16 protein-coding genes are annotated in these 17393 nt (G+C 34.3%); 4 read left to right on the plus strand and 12 right to left on the minus strand.

What is annotated here, in order from left to right:
• Positions 1–92: 92 nt before the first annotated feature.
• From AC1Q8N_RS05145 to AC1Q8N_RS05170, 6 genes are all read right to left on the minus strand, one after another.
• Positions 93–1247 (minus strand): CgeB family protein, encoded by a 1155-nt coding sequence (locus AC1Q8N_RS05145; RefSeq protein ID WP_404519057.1) that lies wholly within the window; start codon positions 1245–1247, stop codon positions 93–95.
• A gap of 34 nt (positions 1248–1281) precedes the next feature.
• Complete coding sequence (locus AC1Q8N_RS05150) at positions 1282–2502, minus strand: tetratricopeptide repeat-containing glycosyltransferase (RefSeq protein WP_404519056.1); 1221 nt, start codon at positions 2500–2502, stop codon at positions 1282–1284.
• 266 nt (positions 2503–2768) lie between these two features.
• Entirely contained in the window at positions 2769–3665 is an 897-nt protein-coding gene (gene gnd, locus AC1Q8N_RS05155; RefSeq protein WP_000765992.1) for a phosphogluconate dehydrogenase (NAD(+)-dependent, decarboxylating), read from the minus strand.
• An 18-nt stretch (positions 3666–3683) separates the two neighbouring features.
• Entirely contained in the window at positions 3684–5033 is a 1350-nt protein-coding gene (locus AC1Q8N_RS05160; RefSeq protein ID WP_493521105.1) for a GntP family permease, read from the minus strand.
• Positions 5034–5047: 14 nt separating this feature from the next.
• Entirely contained in the window at positions 5048–6586 is a 1539-nt protein-coding gene (gene gntK, locus AC1Q8N_RS05165) for a gluconokinase (RefSeq protein WP_048541227.1), read from the minus strand.
• A gap of 442 nt (positions 6587–7028) precedes the next feature.
• Entirely contained in the window at positions 7029–7466 is a 438-nt protein-coding gene (locus tag AC1Q8N_RS05170; RefSeq protein WP_000372087.1) for an Lrp/AsnC family transcriptional regulator, read from the minus strand.
• Between the two features lie 142 nt (positions 7467–7608).
• Between AC1Q8N_RS05170 and AC1Q8N_RS05175 the strand changes: the two genes are divergently transcribed.
• From AC1Q8N_RS05175 to AC1Q8N_RS05185, 3 genes are all read left to right on the plus strand, one after another.
• Positions 7609–8190 carry a DJ-1/PfpI family protein gene (locus tag AC1Q8N_RS05175; RefSeq protein WP_048541225.1) on the plus strand — a complete coding sequence of 194 codons (582 nt, stop codon included), beginning with the start codon at positions 7609–7611 and terminating at the stop codon, positions 8188–8190.
• A 429-nt stretch (positions 8191–8619) separates the two neighbouring features.
• Positions 8620–9522: an ABC transporter permease subunit gene (locus AC1Q8N_RS05180; RefSeq protein ID WP_098642977.1), complete on the plus strand. Its 903-nt coding sequence runs from the start codon at positions 8620–8622 to the stop codon at positions 9520–9522.
• On the plus strand, positions 9519–10538 hold the full coding sequence (locus tag AC1Q8N_RS05185; RefSeq protein WP_048541223.1) for an ABC transporter permease: 1020 nt from the start codon (positions 9519–9521) through the stop codon (positions 10536–10538). The genes AC1Q8N_RS05180 and AC1Q8N_RS05185 overlap by 4 nt, the downstream gene beginning before the upstream one ends.
• A 150-nt stretch (positions 10539–10688) precedes the next feature.
• Here the strand turns inward: AC1Q8N_RS05185 and adhP are convergent, their stop codons facing one another.
• The 5 genes from adhP to AC1Q8N_RS05210 form a co-directional block, all read right to left on the minus strand.
• Entirely contained in the window at positions 10689–11720 is a 1032-nt protein-coding gene (gene adhP / locus AC1Q8N_RS05190) for an alcohol dehydrogenase AdhP (RefSeq protein ID WP_098048466.1), read from the minus strand.
• A 394-nt stretch (positions 11721–12114) separates the two neighbouring features.
• Positions 12115–12969 carry a MurR/RpiR family transcriptional regulator gene (locus AC1Q8N_RS05195; protein ID WP_001119633.1) on the minus strand — a complete coding sequence of 285 codons (855 nt, stop codon included), beginning with the start codon at positions 12967–12969 and terminating at the stop codon, positions 12115–12117.
• Positions 12970–13161: 192 nt separating this feature from the next.
• Positions 13162–13809 (minus strand): response regulator, encoded by a 648-nt coding sequence (locus AC1Q8N_RS05200; protein WP_493521106.1) that lies wholly within the window; start codon positions 13807–13809, stop codon positions 13162–13164.
• A gap of 14 nt (positions 13810–13823) precedes the next feature.
• Positions 13824–14942, minus strand: a complete 1119-nt coding sequence (locus AC1Q8N_RS05205; protein ID WP_048541218.1) for a GAF domain-containing sensor histidine kinase — start codon at positions 14940–14942, stop codon at positions 13824–13826.
• A gap of 157 nt (positions 14943–15099) precedes the next feature.
• Positions 15100–15993: a mechanosensitive ion channel family protein gene (locus tag AC1Q8N_RS05210; protein ID WP_098048468.1), complete on the minus strand. Its 894-nt coding sequence runs from the start codon at positions 15991–15993 to the stop codon at positions 15100–15102.
• A 254-nt stretch (positions 15994–16247) separates the two neighbouring features.
• Between AC1Q8N_RS05210 and AC1Q8N_RS05215 the strand changes: the two genes are divergently transcribed.
• The gene (locus AC1Q8N_RS05215) at positions 16248–16697 is read left to right on the plus strand and encodes an NUDIX hydrolase (protein ID WP_098122433.1); all 450 of its coding nucleotides are present in this window, start codon (positions 16248–16250) and stop codon (positions 16695–16697) included.
• Between the two features lie 36 nt (positions 16698–16733).
• On the opposite strand, the gene AC1Q8N_RS05220 is transcribed toward AC1Q8N_RS05215, so the two are convergent.
• Positions 16734–17282 (minus strand): cysteine hydrolase family protein, encoded by a 549-nt coding sequence (locus AC1Q8N_RS05220; protein WP_048541253.1) that lies wholly within the window; start codon positions 17280–17282, stop codon positions 16734–16736.
• Between the last annotated feature and the right edge of the window lie 111 nt (positions 17283–17393).

A 17393-nucleotide genomic window follows, 5' to 3' on the forward strand; every position in this document is an offset into this window, starting at 1 on the left:
ATACAAAACACAATATAAAGAGGGAACTAGCTTGATAAAATAGTATGATAGACGAAAAAAAGAACTCATACGAAAGTATGAGTTCTTCACAATTACTTTTCCTCCTCTTTATGACACAGTATGCCAATGTTTCCTTTCGCTTCAAAATAGTTATACGCTTTTTCTGCTAATTTAATACGCTCTTCTGGTAAAGCTACATATTTCATAATACTTTCTATTATTTTTTCATACGGAGTAAACACTATTCCCGGCCACTCTATCTCGTCCTCGGGATTACTATTTTCAGAGATAATAAATTTCTTATTTGCCACTGCATAAGAAACTCGAGGCGTTTCGAGAATACCCGATAAGTAAAAATGAATATTTAATATAATTTTAGACCTAGCAATTAACTCATTTCTAACTATTCCCCACGCATTATTTTTAAAAACAATATTTAAATTCGGGGCAACTACTTTTAATTGATCTAAAATAGCTTGTCGCCTTGGGTTAAGAGCACCTATAAACAGTATATCAATGTCTTCAGTTAACTCTTCATCAAATGCATCTTTTTTTATTTCTAGAGTTGGGGCATAGTTCATTTCCACATGTTTTATTCCTTTTCCTACTCCTTTTTGTTTTAACCATTCTATATTTTGTTTACTATAATCCCAAATTTCCTTATCTTTTAATAACATTAAATAAAGAGGATGCGCATAAGGACTTCCTTCATATAGCTGTTCTAAATTATAAATAATTGCATTTTTCGGGAGTAGATTCGGATTATGCGCATATGTATGCGCTCCAAAAACAATTGTATTTTTCACATTTTCTAGTATTGTTTCTGATATGATTGCTGTATTTCCCTCCTGCTCCAATCGCCATTTCAAAGCTCGCGCGACATCTATGAAACTACCATACGTCTTTGGGCATATAAAAAGACAATAATCATATTCTTTATTCAAATAAGCTTCCATTAGTCTTAAATTATTTTTATATAAATCCACATCCGGATATTTAATTAAAAGCTCACTTGCATGTTTTTTTGCTACTTTATACATTCCAGCATAATAAGCAGCGATGCACCTTCTTAATTCGATTTTTTGCCGATGCTCTTCTGCTACGTCCATGTCTATAAGAAGATTTGCGATACAATACGCTTTTAAATGATCACGATCATAATAATAATCTAGTAGTGGCATCAATTCTTCATACGTATTTCCATGCACTGATTCCCCTAGTTCTAGCGCCCATCGTATTAATTCCATGATTACTCCACTACTCCTTTAACCGAAAATGTATTTAATAAAATTTCGCATTACTTTCTACCATATTTGCTATATGCAACGGTAGCTCTTCTTTTTTCGATTCCAAATATTTTTGTGATACTGCACCTAAATGTTTTTTATGCGGTATATAAAAAGCGCTTATAGAAATCTCATAGTCAAATAAGTAATCATACACATGATAATCTACAAATAGCAGATCATTTTTCGGAAAAGGAATTTCCTTCCCTTGCAACGCATACATCAAAGCAATATTATTTTGAGATTTTAATCGATACATTCTTGCAAGTTGGTATAATGGCTCAGCCCGAGTTGGTCTATATTCCCACGCTTTTTGAAAATAAAGAATAGCTAATGCTGTATATTGCTCTTCCTGCGTCTTAGCATTTTCTTTTTCATCCGCTCCTGTTACTTCATATTGTTTATTTGCTGAGCGGTTTGCTAATTGTTCATAACAAAATCCTATTCGCAATAACGAATAGAACACCTCTTCAACCCATCCCCCTGCTTCCACTCGTTTTTTATACCATTTAATCGAATCTTCAAATTGACTTAAATGAAAATAAGTTTGGGCTAAGTAAAATAAATATCTTATATGCAAATCTGGCGTTGTTTCTGGATCACTCAATCCTTGTAACAACAACCGCTCATCTCTCTCAAATTTATCAGCTTTACTACCACCATCCCCAGGATCATTAACGACAAGCGTCTCTAACCTAGCTACCCTCGTATTGTAATTCGCACCAACTTTGGAACGATCTATATCCCAATACTCATGAGTAACACCGACAGATTTCCATGGTAAAGAAGCTTTCAAAAGGCGTGTAAGCCAATACTTAATATGAATATCATATTGCATTGTAAGATAGTGGTCTTCCGTTAAACTAGTCTTATCAAACTCGGGATCAACTTCTAATATCATATCTGCATCTAATATTAATAAATAATCTGCTTCTGGATATGTTTTTTGTGCTAATGAAACTGCTAAACTTCTGTTATAGCCAAAATTTTGAAATGATTCATGATGAACTGTTCCAGGGATTTCATTTTCTTCACACCAATTTCCAATAATTTCAGGGGTATTATCAGTTGATCCCGTATCACAAATAGAAACAAAATCTACAATTGATTTTGTAGCATTTAAACATCTTTCCATAATTCTAGACTCGTTTTTAACAATCATACAAAGACATAACTTTTTTTCTTCCCCTGCATTCTTCACTTGCTCATTTCCCATTTAACCACCTCATATTTTATTAACACGCTCTTTTCATATGTAACACCACTTCATAGCTACACTGATGACATAATCATCCTTTTACTATTTATGAAAATTTCATTTTATTTATTCTTATTTTTATGTTGGGACATCTTTCATGCTTCCCTTTATATTTGATACATCCAGTACAAATAAACAATGATTGATATTTTTAAATTAGAAATTTCTTAAACTATAAAAAAAGAAACTTGCGCCTATGCACAAGTTTCTTTTTAAAAACAACCTTATTTTTTCACAACTTCATGTCCACCGAACTGATTACGAAGAGCTGAAACTACTTTTCCGTGGAATGTATCATCTTCTTGAGAACGGTAGCGCATAAATAATGACATTGCGATTACCGGTGCTGCCGCTTGAAGTTCAAGTGCCGTTTCCACAGTCCATTTCCCTTCTCCTGAAGAGTTCATCACACCTTTAATGCCATCCAGTTTAGGATCATCTGCAAATGCCTTTTCAGTTAAGTCCATTAACCAACCGCGGATAACTGATCCGTTTGCCCATACTTTAGCAACATCTTCATAATTGAAATCAAAATCACTTTTATCTAACACTTCAAATCCTTCAGCGATTGCTTGCATCATACCGTATTCAATACCGTTATGAACCATTTTTAAGAAATGACCACTTCCGACGCGGCCTGCATAAGAATACCCATTCTCTACTGCTAAATCTTTAAATAAAGGTTCTAATTGATCGTAAATTTCTTTTTCTCCACCAACCATTAAGCAAGCTCCGTATCTAGCTCCTTCTACACCACCTGATGTACCAATATCAACGTAATGTAAACCAAAGCTTTTCGCTTCTTCCGCACGGCGTAACGTATCTTTATAGAATGAATTTCCGCCTTCAATAACGATATCGCCTTCCTCTAATAATGGATATACATCTTTTAATACTGACTCAACAACTTCTCCCGCAGGTACCATTACCCAAATTGTACGAGGGGCTTCTAATTCAGCAATCATTTCTTTTAATGTATGACGTGCAGTAATTCCTAAAGCCCCAGCCTTTTCAACAAGCTCTTTATTTACGTCATATACAACAACTTCATGTTTGTCTTCATATAAATGTTCCGCCAATGGGAATCCCATTTTTCCTAATCCAATTAAACCTAGTTTCATATTAATCAATCTCCCATTCTATACAAATATATTTAATAACGAAATGAGTCCAAGTGCTACAACAGATAATATTGTCTCCATTGCAGTCCATGTTAATAATGTTTCTTTCACAGTCATTCCGAAATATTCTTTAATCATCCAAAATCCAGAATCATTTACATGTGATAAAATTAATGACCCTGCACCTGTTGCAAGTGCTAGTAGTTCAACATTTACACCTGGTATACTTGCTGCAATCGGCGCAACAATTCCAGCTGCTGTCATCATAGAAACCGTTGCCGATCCAGTTGCGATTCGGATAAGTGCCGCAATTCCCCAGCCTAATAATATCGGTGAAATATGAGATTCTTTCGCCATTTCTGCGATTGTCGTTCCAATTCCAGAATCTAATAATACTTTATTAAATGCGCCGCCTGCACCAATAACTAACAGTATGTTCGCAATAGGCCCAAGGCAATCGTTTGTAAATTGTAATACTTTATCCTTTGAGAAACCTTTTGCATAACCAAGACTAAAGAAAGAGTATATCGTTGCAATTAATAACGCGACGATTGGATCTCCAATAAAGTGCAATACTTGTGCAAGTTGACTTGTTTTGTTTAGTGCTACTTCCGCAATTGATGCACCTAGCATTAGAAATACTGGAAGTAAAATTGTGAACAATGTATTTCCGAAACTAGGAAGCTCCTTCTTCTTATCTCTCTCAATAAATTGCTCCGCTATATCTAATGGTACTTCTTTATGTATACGAGCACCAATCCATTTCCCGTAAAGCGGACCTGAAATGATTGCAGTTGGAAGTCCGACGATTAAAGCATATAAAATTGTCTTCCCTACATCTGCTTTAAAAATACCTACTGCTGCCATCGCTGCTGGATGTGGCGGAACGAGTCCGTGTACAACAGATAAACCTGCTACTAGTGGTATACCAATTGTAATAAGTGATACCCCTGTTTCTAACGCAATTGTAAATACTAATGGAATTAACAGTACAAATCCAACTTGGAAAAACACTGGAATCCCTACTAAAAATGCAACGAACATCATTGCCCAGTGAACACGTTTCTTCCCAAAACGATTAATTAATGTGTTAGCAATTCGTTCAGCACCGCCAGATTCGGCCATCATTTTTCCAAGCATCGTTCCTAATGCTAATACTATCGCTAAAAACCCTAACGTATTACCAAGCCCTAGTTTAATAGAATCGATAATCCCTGGATCTTTTTGGGAAGTTCCAATCAATGGCATTCCCATTGCAAGTCCTACACCAATTGCTGTTAAAATTAACGCGACAAACGGATGCCATTTTACTACTGTAATAAGTAAAAGTAGTATGACAACTGCCGCTAGTACGATTCCAACTACCATTTCTCCCAATCCCCCTATTGTTTACGTTGGAAAGCAGCTATACAATCAAATTCTTCTTTCAAGCGATTGTAAAGTCGTTCATACATATAAAACATTTCTAAATATATAGCCGTATTTTCTTTATTCGGTACATGATGATGAACAATATCAATCCAATCCTTTACCTCTTCAAGAGAATCAATTTTTCCTACAGCATATAAAGCAACTGCCGCTGCCCCAAGCGCAGATGCTTCATGACTTTCAGGAACAAGCAATTCTTTTCCCATCATATCGGATAACATTTGTCTCCAAAATGCAGATTTCGCAAAACCTCCTGAAACGCGTATTTCAGTAAGTGGCCCTGTACAATCCCTGATTGCGAGTGCAACAGAATATACGCTCATACAAACACCTTCCATGACTGCACGTATAAAATGTTCTCGTTTATGCTGAAGGTTTATTCCAAAGAATGTACCACGAGCATTTGCATTCCAGTAAGGTGCACGTTCTCCAGATAGAAACGGTAAAAATAGCAATCCACCCGCTCCAGCTGGTACACTTTCCGCATACTTAATTAATAAATCATACGGATCAATGCCAAGCTTCCTTGCAACTTCTTGTTCCGGGCTACCAAATTCATCACGTAACCATCTCAGTAATATTCCGCCGTTATTCGTTGGTCCGCCGATCACCCAGTGCTCGTCTGTTAATGCATAACAAAACGTTCTTCCTTTTTCATCTGTATTAACACTTGATGAAATTGTTCGAACCGCACCACTTGTACCAATTGTAATTGCAGCTGAGCCAGGCGATATTGCCCCAACGCCTACATTCGCAAGAACACCATCACTTGCACCAATAACAACCGGCGTATCTTCACGAATGCCCATCTTTTGTGCTAATTCAGGTTTCATACCCGATAAAATATATGTAGTTGGCACAGGTTTTGATAATTGTTCTGGTGACATATGTAACAACGTTAAAACATCTTCATCCCAGTTTAATGTTTCTAAATTAAATAACCCAGTAGCAGATGCTATTGAATAATCCACTACGTAACGTGAAAACAATTGATAAATAACATACTCTTTAATGGAAATAAATTTATAAGCGCTCGCATATAATTCTGGCTCTTCCTCTTTCATCCACAATAATTTAGAAAGCGGCGACATCGGATGAATTGGTGTGCCTGTTCGTCTATAAATGTCATGCCCATTCATATGTTGTAATAACTTTTCCGATTGTTTCGTACTTCTATTATCTGCCCAAATGATAGAACGCGTTAATGGTGCACCGTTTTTATCTACTGCAATTAATGCGTGCATTGCTGTACTAATACCGATTGAAGAAATATCCTCTGGTAACACGTTACCTTTCTTTATGGCAACGCTTACAGTTTTATATACAGCGGCACATATTACATCAGGATCTTGCTCAGCCCATCCGACGTTCGGTTGAATAATTGGATAATCAACTGCATGTGATGCAACGACTTTTCCTTTTTCTGTGAACACAACCGTTTTTGTACTTGTGGTACCGATATCAATCCCGATTACTCTCCCCCTTGTTTCCATGCGAATCTTCCCTTCGTTTCTAGCAAAATACGATTTAGTAAACCGTTTACATGAATTAGTATATAAAATATTTTTTCATTAATCAAGTTTTAAAAAGAAAATTTTTTTCATAACAAAAAATATATCCCCTTCATTCCATTTCACTTACATACTAAATTTAGATTTTCCGCGCGGTAAAGTTGCGTTATATTCGTTACGTTACGCTACACACTCTCTTTTTCTTTCATTAACAACACATACATACATAGTCCTTCCTTACGTTCTACTCATTTGCATGAAAAAGGAGTTGAGAAGCAATATTCATTTTTAAGGGGCACTTTACATAACCATAAAGCTAAGAAAAACAATTAGTGCCCCTTATTTTTTATACAAGTCCGAAAAATAAGGGCTATTTTTAAAAGCTTATTAAGTAAGCAATGGTTAATTAATTAGGCCAGTATTTTTATTCTTCACTAATAAAGGGATCAATTATCTTTTTTTCATGTGAAGATAACACGATATTTGTTGATGGCGTACCATATTGCATCGAATCATCAATAAACTTTTCTAAACTTTCTACAGAATACGTTGCTAATTTGACAATATAGCTAATTTCCCCTGCTACTCTGTAACACTCAATTACATCTGGATGATTATAGCAAAAGTTAGATAATGATTTACAATTCGTTGATTTAAACAATATAAGTGCCGAAATTGGACGATTAATTTTTTTTAGAGAAACATGTGCATGGTAACCTTCAATAATTTGTTGCTCCTCTAACTTCCTTACTCGCTCAATTACTGACGGAGAAGATAAATGAACTGCTTCAGCTAAATCCTTCATTGAAATTTTTGCATTTGACTGTAATAACCCCACGATTTTTTTATCAATTTGATCCATAAACTAACCAACCTTTTTTTATAAAATAGAATAACCTAAATCCTTTATATAATAAAGACAAACAACCAAAAATCCTTATTTAACTTATTCATCAGCTTTTTATATTTATATAAAATAAGGATATCAGGAGGCGATTTACGATATGAAAAAGATTTTATTATTATTAGCTGACGGATTTGAAGCAGTAGAAGCTAGTGTATTTACTGACGTACTAGGTTGGAATAAGTGGGAAGGTGATGGATCGACCGAGGTCATAACAGTTGGTCTTCGGGATAAATTAACCTGTACTTGGAATTTTACTGTCATACCCGAAAAAACGATTGATAATATTCAATTGAATGAGTTTGATGCACTAGCTATTCCAGGAGGGTTTGAAGAAGCTGGCTTTTATCGGGATGCATACAGTAAAGAATTCTTACATGTTATTCAACATTTTCATACCAAACAGAAGCCTATTGCAAGTATTTGTGTTGCATCATTAGCGCTTGGTAAAAGTGGAATTCTTATAGATAAAAAAGCTACCACATACAGTCATCCAACGAGTAAACGAAAAGAGCAGTTAAAGAATTTCGGTGCAAAAGTACAAAATGATTTAATTGTTCAAGATGGAAATATTATTACATCTTCAAATCCAGGTACAGCTTTTGATGTTGCATTTTTATTACTTGAAAAATTAACATCTAAACAGAACGCTAAACATGTAAAGAATCTTATGGGGTTTTAAACATTAAACTTCAACAAAGAGATAATTCTAGAGCTTGTTAGAATTATCTCTTTGTTGAACCACAGGTGCCCTCCTAGGAATTCATTGATCCCTAGGAGTTTTTTTAATTTCCTACAAGTAGCCTAAAAGAAGAAACCATCTCGTCTAAAATTAACTTTGCATAAGCTTAGCTTTATCGCGATGAAGTCGCGTAACATAGCCGCTACCTCTCCAAATAAGAATTCTGTACATTTTGCTCTATTAATTGTTTTTGGTTGACTCATCCTATTACCTTAATAAACTTAGAGCGCGGATCCTACTATCACTTTATTAACTTGTAAATATATGTTCCATACTATACAATCTAATAGAATTTTTATTTTTCAGAAAAATAAAACAATATTTTAGACTTTATTGTATAATGTTGTAAAAAGATGTCGGAGGGATTTAATGTTACATAAAATATCTCAATTCACAATTAAGCTTTCATCCATTCTTTTATCACTGTTACTATTATTAAATTTACCTTATTTATTTATCACTCAACAAGGATTCACCTTTCAACCAATTTATTTTTTTAACCAGATCGTTACTATGTTAAAACAGGTTTTCTCACCTGAATCATTGTTAGTTATAGGATCAGACCCAAAGTTTGGTCATTTAAAAACAACACCATTATTTCCAACTGTTTTAGAACCTTACCTATATTCGTTTATTGTATTATTTGTGGCCTTTTTGCTTGCGCTCTTTATCTCATCTAGCATGGCATTTTTTTATTTTTTAGCAAAAGATTATATAAAAAAATGGATAAACCGAATTGTGTTCGTATTAGAAGCTGTCCCTGATATGATGATGATGATTTGTTTGCAAATATTTTTCATTTGGGTACTTAAGAAATTTGGGGAAGCTCCTTTCACCATTATTTCTTTTAATGAAAATCGCGCTTATTTACTCCCTATTTTATCTTTAGCGGTCTTACCTACATTACAAATGTTTCGGATGATGGTGTTATACATCCAAGAAGAACATGGAAAACATTACGTAGAGGTTGCATATGGAAAAGGTCTTTCATCAAGTTATATACTATGCATTCATTTATTCAAAAATATATCTATCCACTTCTTCTACCATTTAAAAACGATTTTTGTTTTCTTACTTTCTAACTTATTCATTTTAGAATTTGTTTTTAATATGCAAGGTATTATTCAATTTTTATTTAAGAAGGCGTTTATTTCACCTCCCGCTGCATTTATTATACTTGTCATGATTATTTTACCGTTTTATACCATTTTTCAAATAATCTCTCTCATGATGAATAGATGGAAAAAACAATTGAAAGGAGTAGCTTTATGAAATCTATTTGGAAATCAAAACGCTTTTTAATCGGCTTTACTTATTTATTCATACTTGTTTCAGCTAGTTTTATTTATAGTTGGTTCTTTAAAGATAACATCCCAAAACCTCCTCAGTTACTTTACAATGACAATAACGAATTACTTGGAAAGGCCCCCTTTCCACCATCGTTAATACCTCCTTTTGGATCTGATCGTTTTGGAGAGTCTGTTTTCTTACAAATTATAGAAGGAGCAAAATTCACTATCTTATTAGCTGTGGCAATTAGCTTCTTTCGAATTTTATTCGGAACATGTATAGGAATCCTCTTAAGTTTATATGCTCCAAAATTCAAGAGGTTTTTCCAGTCATGCTCAGAAGTTTTTTATTACATTCCTACTTTATTTATCGCATTTATACTCATCACACCCGTTAATATTGTAATCGTATCAAATGCTGATGGATTAGATGCAAATATTTCATTTGCGTTTTATCAAGTACTCGTACTTATTTTCGTCGCTCTGCCTACACTTTCTTTATATATATCCTCAGAGGTTGATGAATTTATGAAACAAGATTACATTTTAAGTTCCCAATTGCTAGGGGCTAGCCGTTTTCATATTATCAAAAAACACTTACGAGTCTTATTACTTGACCGCTTATTTGTGTTATTTATGGAACATATCGTTCAAACTCTCATACTCGTTATCCATTTAGCGTTGCTTGATATTGTAATTGGTGGGATACAAATGCGTGAACTCTATGACGGAGTACTCAAACCTGTTTCTCTATCTAATGATTGGGCAGGCCTTATTGGATTAAATCGTTATGAAATGAATATTTCATGGTGGATTATTTTGTATACTCTCGTTTCATTCTTTATTACGATTCTATTTATAAAGCTTATGACAATCGGGATTCAAGATGCACTGAAAGCAAGAGATTCGCAAGTTGTAGCAATTCAAACCGTTCCAAATCATAAAAAATTTGTTAAAAGTAAAGATTCTTTTTCGTTTGTAGATAAAGTGAACCTTTAATCCTTTCTCGTTAGTCGACATTGATAGTAGTGGAATGCAAAGAAGATGATTCCTGTTGAATGCAGGGATCATCTTCTTTCTGCCGTCTAACTTTTTTACATGTCTTTAGCTAGACTCATGCTTTTTATATTTAAAATGAATTATTTGCAATCACACACAATTATGCTGTTTAAAATCGATTACCATACGCCCTTGAATTCTACCTTGTTCCATTTCTTCGAATACATTTTGTACTTTATCTAGAGAACAAGTTTGAACAACCGGCACTACTTTTCCTTCTGCACCGAACATGAATGCCTCTTCTAAGTCTTTACGAGTACCGACTAGAGAACCAACTACTTCAATTCCATCTAGTACAAGTCGCGGAATGTTTAAATCCATAGTTTCTACTGGTAAACCTACTGCAACGACTTTACCACAAGCACGTACTGCATCAACTGCTGAATTGAACGCTACTTTAGAAACGGCTGTTACTACAGCAGCATAAGCACCACCAAACTCATCTTGAACAATCTTATCAGCAGGACCTTGAGAAATTGGATTGATAGTCATATCCGCACCAACCTCTTTTGCTAATGCTAATTTATCGTCATTAATATCTACTGCAATTACCTTTGCACCAAATACGTTTTTAGCATATTGGATAGCTAGGTTACCTAATCCACCACACCCATAGATGACGATAGGTTGACCAGGTTTAATGTCTGATACTTTTATTGCTTTATATGTAGTTACGCCCGCACATGTGATTGATGATGCTTGAGCAGGATCTAATCCTTCTGGTACTTTCACAGCATAATCAGCTGTAACAATACATTGTTCTGCCATACCACCATCTACTGAATAACCAGCATTCTTAACTTCACGGCAAAATGTTTCTCTACCAGTTATGCAATATTCACAACGTCCACAAGATTGGAACATCCATGCAATACTTACACGATCACCTATTTTTAGTGAAGTTACATCATCAGCAAGTTTCGTAACAATCCCTACACCCTCATGACCAAGAATACGGCCATCTGTGTTTCCAAAATCATGATTTGCAACGTGTAAATCAGTATGACAAACCCCACAATACTCTACATCTACTAGCGCTTCACCTGAGTGTAACGGACGTAATTCCTTTTCAATAACTTCAATGTTTGCTTTACTATTTTTATTAACTACTACTGCTTTCATATGTGATCTCCCCTTTAGTGTTTTAGAATTTTAATGAGTTCATCTCACAACTTCTACTTGCACTGTTTCGGCCAATTATTGCACCAAATTTAAATGTTCAATCATCATTACACGTTCATCATAACATGTAATTTTAAAAGCTTATTGTTAAATATTGAACAATATTTGAATTATTAACCAAATGTTTTCTTACTATATTTGAAGGAAAACTGAAATTTCACCCATATATAAGTTTATTAGAGTTCAATATGCGGAGTATAAGGCTCAATTAATAAAGTTTTTTTAACACAGGAAATTATAATTTTCGCAATAGATTAGATTATAACGAGTACACATAGAGTATGTATCATCAGACTATTAAACAATATAAAAAGCCCTTCAACTGAAGGACTTTTTATATTCGTTTCATCGAAATTGTTTCACGTATACTTTGCAAATTTTGCAACGTTTCTTCTTGGCGTTGTAACGATAACCCAACGTACAAAGTATCTAACAAACTTAACTGTGCTAATCTTGATGAACTTGCTTCTGTACGGAATTCTGTCTCACGTGTTGAGGTATACAAAGTAATATCAGCAAGTTGACTTAATGCTGATTTCTGATAGCTCGTAATTGCAATAATGTGAGCTCCCCTTGCTTTTGCTACTTCTAACGCTTCTAGTAACCCTTTATTGCTACCAGAATGTGAAATTGCAATTACCACTGCTTCTTTAGTGAGTAAACCCGCACCCATAATTTGAAAATGTGAATCTGTATGAGCAATACAAGAAATACCCGTTCTCATAAATTTATGATATGCATCCATCGCAATAATACCAGAACCACCATTTCCATAAAACTCAATACGACTTGCATCTTGCAATACCTTTACAGCTTGCTCTAGCGCTGTATCATTTAACAAATGCAATGTATCTTGCAGTCCTGTAATATGCGAATGAAAAACTTTTTTAGCAACAGTTACCATACTATCTTCTGCCGATACTTCTTCATGAATATTTTGCATAGGAGTATGTACAATTTCACGAGCTAATGTAATCTTTAAATCTTGAAACCCTTGAAAACCGAGGTGCTTACATAAGCGGAATATCGTAGCTTCAGAACTATTCGTAACTTCAGCTAATTCTGTAATAGATTTATGTACAACATCTTGTGGATGTTTCAATATATGTTCGGCAATACTTCGCAATTTCGGTGATAAACCGTTTAACGAAGCTTGAATTTTTCCAATCCCACTTCTTGTACCTGGCATAGCATATCTTCCCCTTCCATCGTAGTTTTATTGTACCTAATTATAGAAAGAAGAAAAACCTTTATTTAGCACTACTATAAATTGAAACTTTAATCAGTGAGAGTATTGTACATCTACCACTAATTATAAGCCCGCAAATAGCGGAATAAATTTTAAATATTCCTATGTATTCTGTCGTAACATGGTACATAATTATTCATACTTATTATTTCCCCCGTGTTTCACCGCATATAATGCAGCTTGCGTACGATCATCTACTTCCAATTTAGCTAAAACATTTGAAACGTGTGTTTTCACAGTCTGTTCTGTAATATGAAGCTCTGCTGCAATTTCTTTATTACTTCGCCCTTTCGCAATTTCATGAAGTACTTCTTGCTCTCTTTTCGTTAACATGGAAAAAGGGTTCTCTTTTTCTTTCTTGACTGCTGATCGTCCGAATAGTGCTGGTGTTACTTTCGGATGAAAATTCGCATTTCCTTCATGTACTGCAATGATAGAAGCAACAAGTTGCTCTGGTTGTACTTCTTTTAATTGATAACCATCTGCTCCAGCTTCCAGTGCTGGTAAAACATAATCTTGCTCTGAAAAACTGCTTAATATAAGTATCTTTATTGTTTTATCATATTGCTTTATCCGTTTTGTTGCTTCTATACCATCCATCTTCGGCATTGATAGATCCATTAATACTACATCTGGTCTTTCCGTTTGAATGAATGTTAATGCCTCTTCACCATTTTCTGCTTCCCCAACTATTTCAAATTCTTCTCTCGTTTTTAAAAAGAATACAAGTCCTCTTCGAACGATATGATGATCCTCAACTAGTAGTAATTTAATCTTCAATCTTCTTCTCCCCTTTAAACCGGCAATTGAATTTCAATTTTTGTACCCTTTTTCAGCTCAGTTTTTATTTGAAATGATCCCCTCATTAACTGAATACGTTCCTTCATACTTTTTAAACCGAGCGCTGACTCTCTTACGTGATCTTGTATAAATCCTATTCCGTTATCCTCTATGTAAAAATACAACTGGTTATTTTCTATTTTTAAAAGAACATTTACCTTTTCACATGAAGCATGTTTTTTACAATTATGTATTGCTTCTTGACTAATACGCCATAAAACTTCTTCTATTTCATCTTCAATTGAAACCATACCATCAATTCGAACTTCCACGTGGATCCCTAACAACTTTCCGTAATTTTTAATTGCTTCTGCTAAACCTTTCTCTAATCCTTCCGGTCTTAATTGCCAAATTAAAAGTGTCATTTCTTGTAATGCTTCCTGTGATAATTCTCCAATATAGCTCAACATCTCTTGCAAGTCTCTATCTTGCGTCATATTTAAAGTACCTTTTGCTGTTAGCATAATAGAAAATAACAATTGTTTTACTGAATCATGTAAATCACGTGCAAGTCGATTTCTTTCAGCTACCACTACGTATTTACGTTCTTTCTCTACTAACTGAATACGTTGTATTGTCGTTCCTATTTGAAATGCAATCGATTCTAATAATGCCAATTCTTCCTCTGAAAAGTGTTTTTTTTGAGGTGAGGCTACATTTAATAGACCAAACTTCTCCGATCCAGACCTAAGTGGAATCGTCGCATGATGCGTAACATCTTCTGTCTCTCCCCAATTACACTCAATCGCATCCTCTATTCGCTTACATTCAATAATATTTGTCGCTTTTTCCAATCTGCCATTCACAAAACGCTCTACACACCAGCAGTCCCCTTCACACATCGGCTTCTTCTCTTTCCATGTAAGAGCCGGTGGTAAGTTTTCATCTACAAGCATACGGTGCTTTCCACTTTCATCGATAAAGAATATCCACCCTGTTTGTAAATTCATAACTTGTAACAATGTATGTAACACTTTTTCTAACATGACTTGTAAGTCTGTTGCTTCATTTAATAATTCTGCAATTGCTTTTAATGCTTCTAAACGATGCATCTCTTTTTCTTCAAAGTTCATTTTCATCACCATCTACCATTATAACATTAAGAAATTTCTAAATTCTACAAATAAGAAAGAACTGAATTCCTTCAGTTCTTTCTTTAAATTAATCATTTTATTATTGTTTTTCTATTCAATGTTGGAAGCTAGATTTTTGTTAACAAACTATTCTATTTTAGCTGTCCGATAAAGATTGTCCACCATGGTTATGCTGTAAACTTTCAGTAGTAACGACCATATTTGCTGCTGGCATTTGCACTTGATTCTTATGGAACATAGACATTAATTCAAACCTTACTTGTCTAGAAGTTTCAAAATAATCTTCTGGCTTTATTAAACCTGTAATACAAAATTCATATCCAACATATTTAAGGTTCGGGTTTAAATCTGTGACACCAACATATTTAAACGGCTCAACAGCTTCATCCTCTACTTTATAAAGACTCGAAGCCAATCTTTCATTACAATTAACACAAACTTTTTCTAACAATTCCTTAACTCTTGTAGGATCTTCCTGATAACTTACCGTAATCCGTTCAATTACGCGCATCCATCCTTTATTAAAATTTTGTATCGTCCTAATCTCTCCGTGTGGTATCGTAAGAAGTTTTCCTGACCATTCACGAATTTGCATAAAACGAATACTAATTTCCTCAATTGTTCCTGAATTTGTTCCGTTAAAAGTAACAAAATCGCCAACACGAAACTCTTTGTCCGCTAATCTCGCAAAGCCTAATATAACATCTTTTAACATCTGTTGTGCAGCAAAACCAATAACAACTCCCGCTATCCCTGCACCTGCAATGATACTTTTTATATCTACAAATTGGCTAATTAAATATATGATTAGACTGATGATAATGATATATCTAAAAATAGATCGAATCACACTTTGAATCGTTTGCTCTACCTCTTCATCAAAAAAGCTTGATTTCCTAAAAAACCAATCAATAATACGGTTGATTACAAAAGAGATAATGATTAAAACTAATGCAAATAGTAAAAATCTTAAAAGTAAAAACTCACGTACATAATTAAAAAATTCTTCAGTATACGTTAATAAACTCATCCATCCACACCCTTAACTAATGAAAATTTCATGAAAAACTAATTTATTGTCATACCTTTTGATTTCCTTAAAACTTGTTACACTTTCTTCTATAAATATACCCTTTTTCATTATCTAAAGGGAGATTACATTAGAATTTTTTTATAACCGACTTTATTTTATGACTGCGCTACATATCTCGAAAAAGGAAAATATTAACACAATACCGAATAGTTCATTTGTAAATATTTTGACTCGCGGGGGGTTAACTAACAATGGGCTATATCGAAGAACTAAGAGAAGTTATTGGATCAAGACCACTCAATTTATCTGGCGTTGCTGTAGCTGTCCTCAATGAAAAAGGACAAATATTACTACAACAGAGACGAAGTGGTATTTGGGCTGTCCCTGGTGGATTCGTTGAACTTGGCGAATCAACGGAAGAAGCCGGAAAACGGGAAGTGCTTGAAGAAACAGGGATTGAAATAGGCTCTTTACAGTTAATAAGCGTATTTTCCGGAAAAGAATTTTTTGTAAAATTACCGAACGGAGATGAATTTTACCCTATAATAATCGCATATCTTTGCAAAGATATTACAGGTGGTACGTTAAAAGCTGATGGATTAGAATCATTACATGTACAATTTTTTGACTTAAATGGGTTACCAGAAAAAATTAGTCCGTTCATAAAAAAACTAATCGAGCGAAACCTCGTATCCATTTAAACGAAAAAAGAGACCTTTTTTAAAGGCCTCTTTTTTTCACTTCACTTCTGCATGTAAGCATGACTTAAAATGTCCAAGGGCAAATTCATGTCCTTGCTCATTAAAAGATGCAACCGCCTTTTCAAAAACAACAATTTTAAATCCTTTATTATAAGCGTCTACTGCTGTGTGAAGAACACAAATATCAGTACAAACACCTACAAGATGAACTTCTTCTATTCCTCTTTCTCTTAACTTCATCTCTAAGTTTGTTCCTGCAAATGCACTATATCGTGTTTTGTCCATATAATATACATTCTCTGCATTTTTATATGTTTCATACACATCTTGTAATTCACCAAACAAATCTCTTCCATTTGTACCAGCTATATTATGAGGCGGGAATAACTTTGATTCTGGATGATATACATCATTTTCATCGTGTTTATCGATCGCAAAGACAACATAATCTCCATTTTCAATATATTCTTTCGTTATATGGACAATTTCCTTCTCAATTTCTTGTCCTGGTTTCCCGCATGTTAAAGCACCTTTTTCAGCTACAAAATCATATGTATAATCAATATTAATAAGAGCTCGTTTCATAACCACTATCTCCCCTTCTCCTGTTTCACAGTAAACAATAGAAAATTTGTTATTACGACATCGTATGTACTATTCGACATTTCAAATGAAATACCTACATTTTTCATGTAA

Source organism: Bacillus sp. GW823-FHT06B01, from assembly GCF_058952315.1.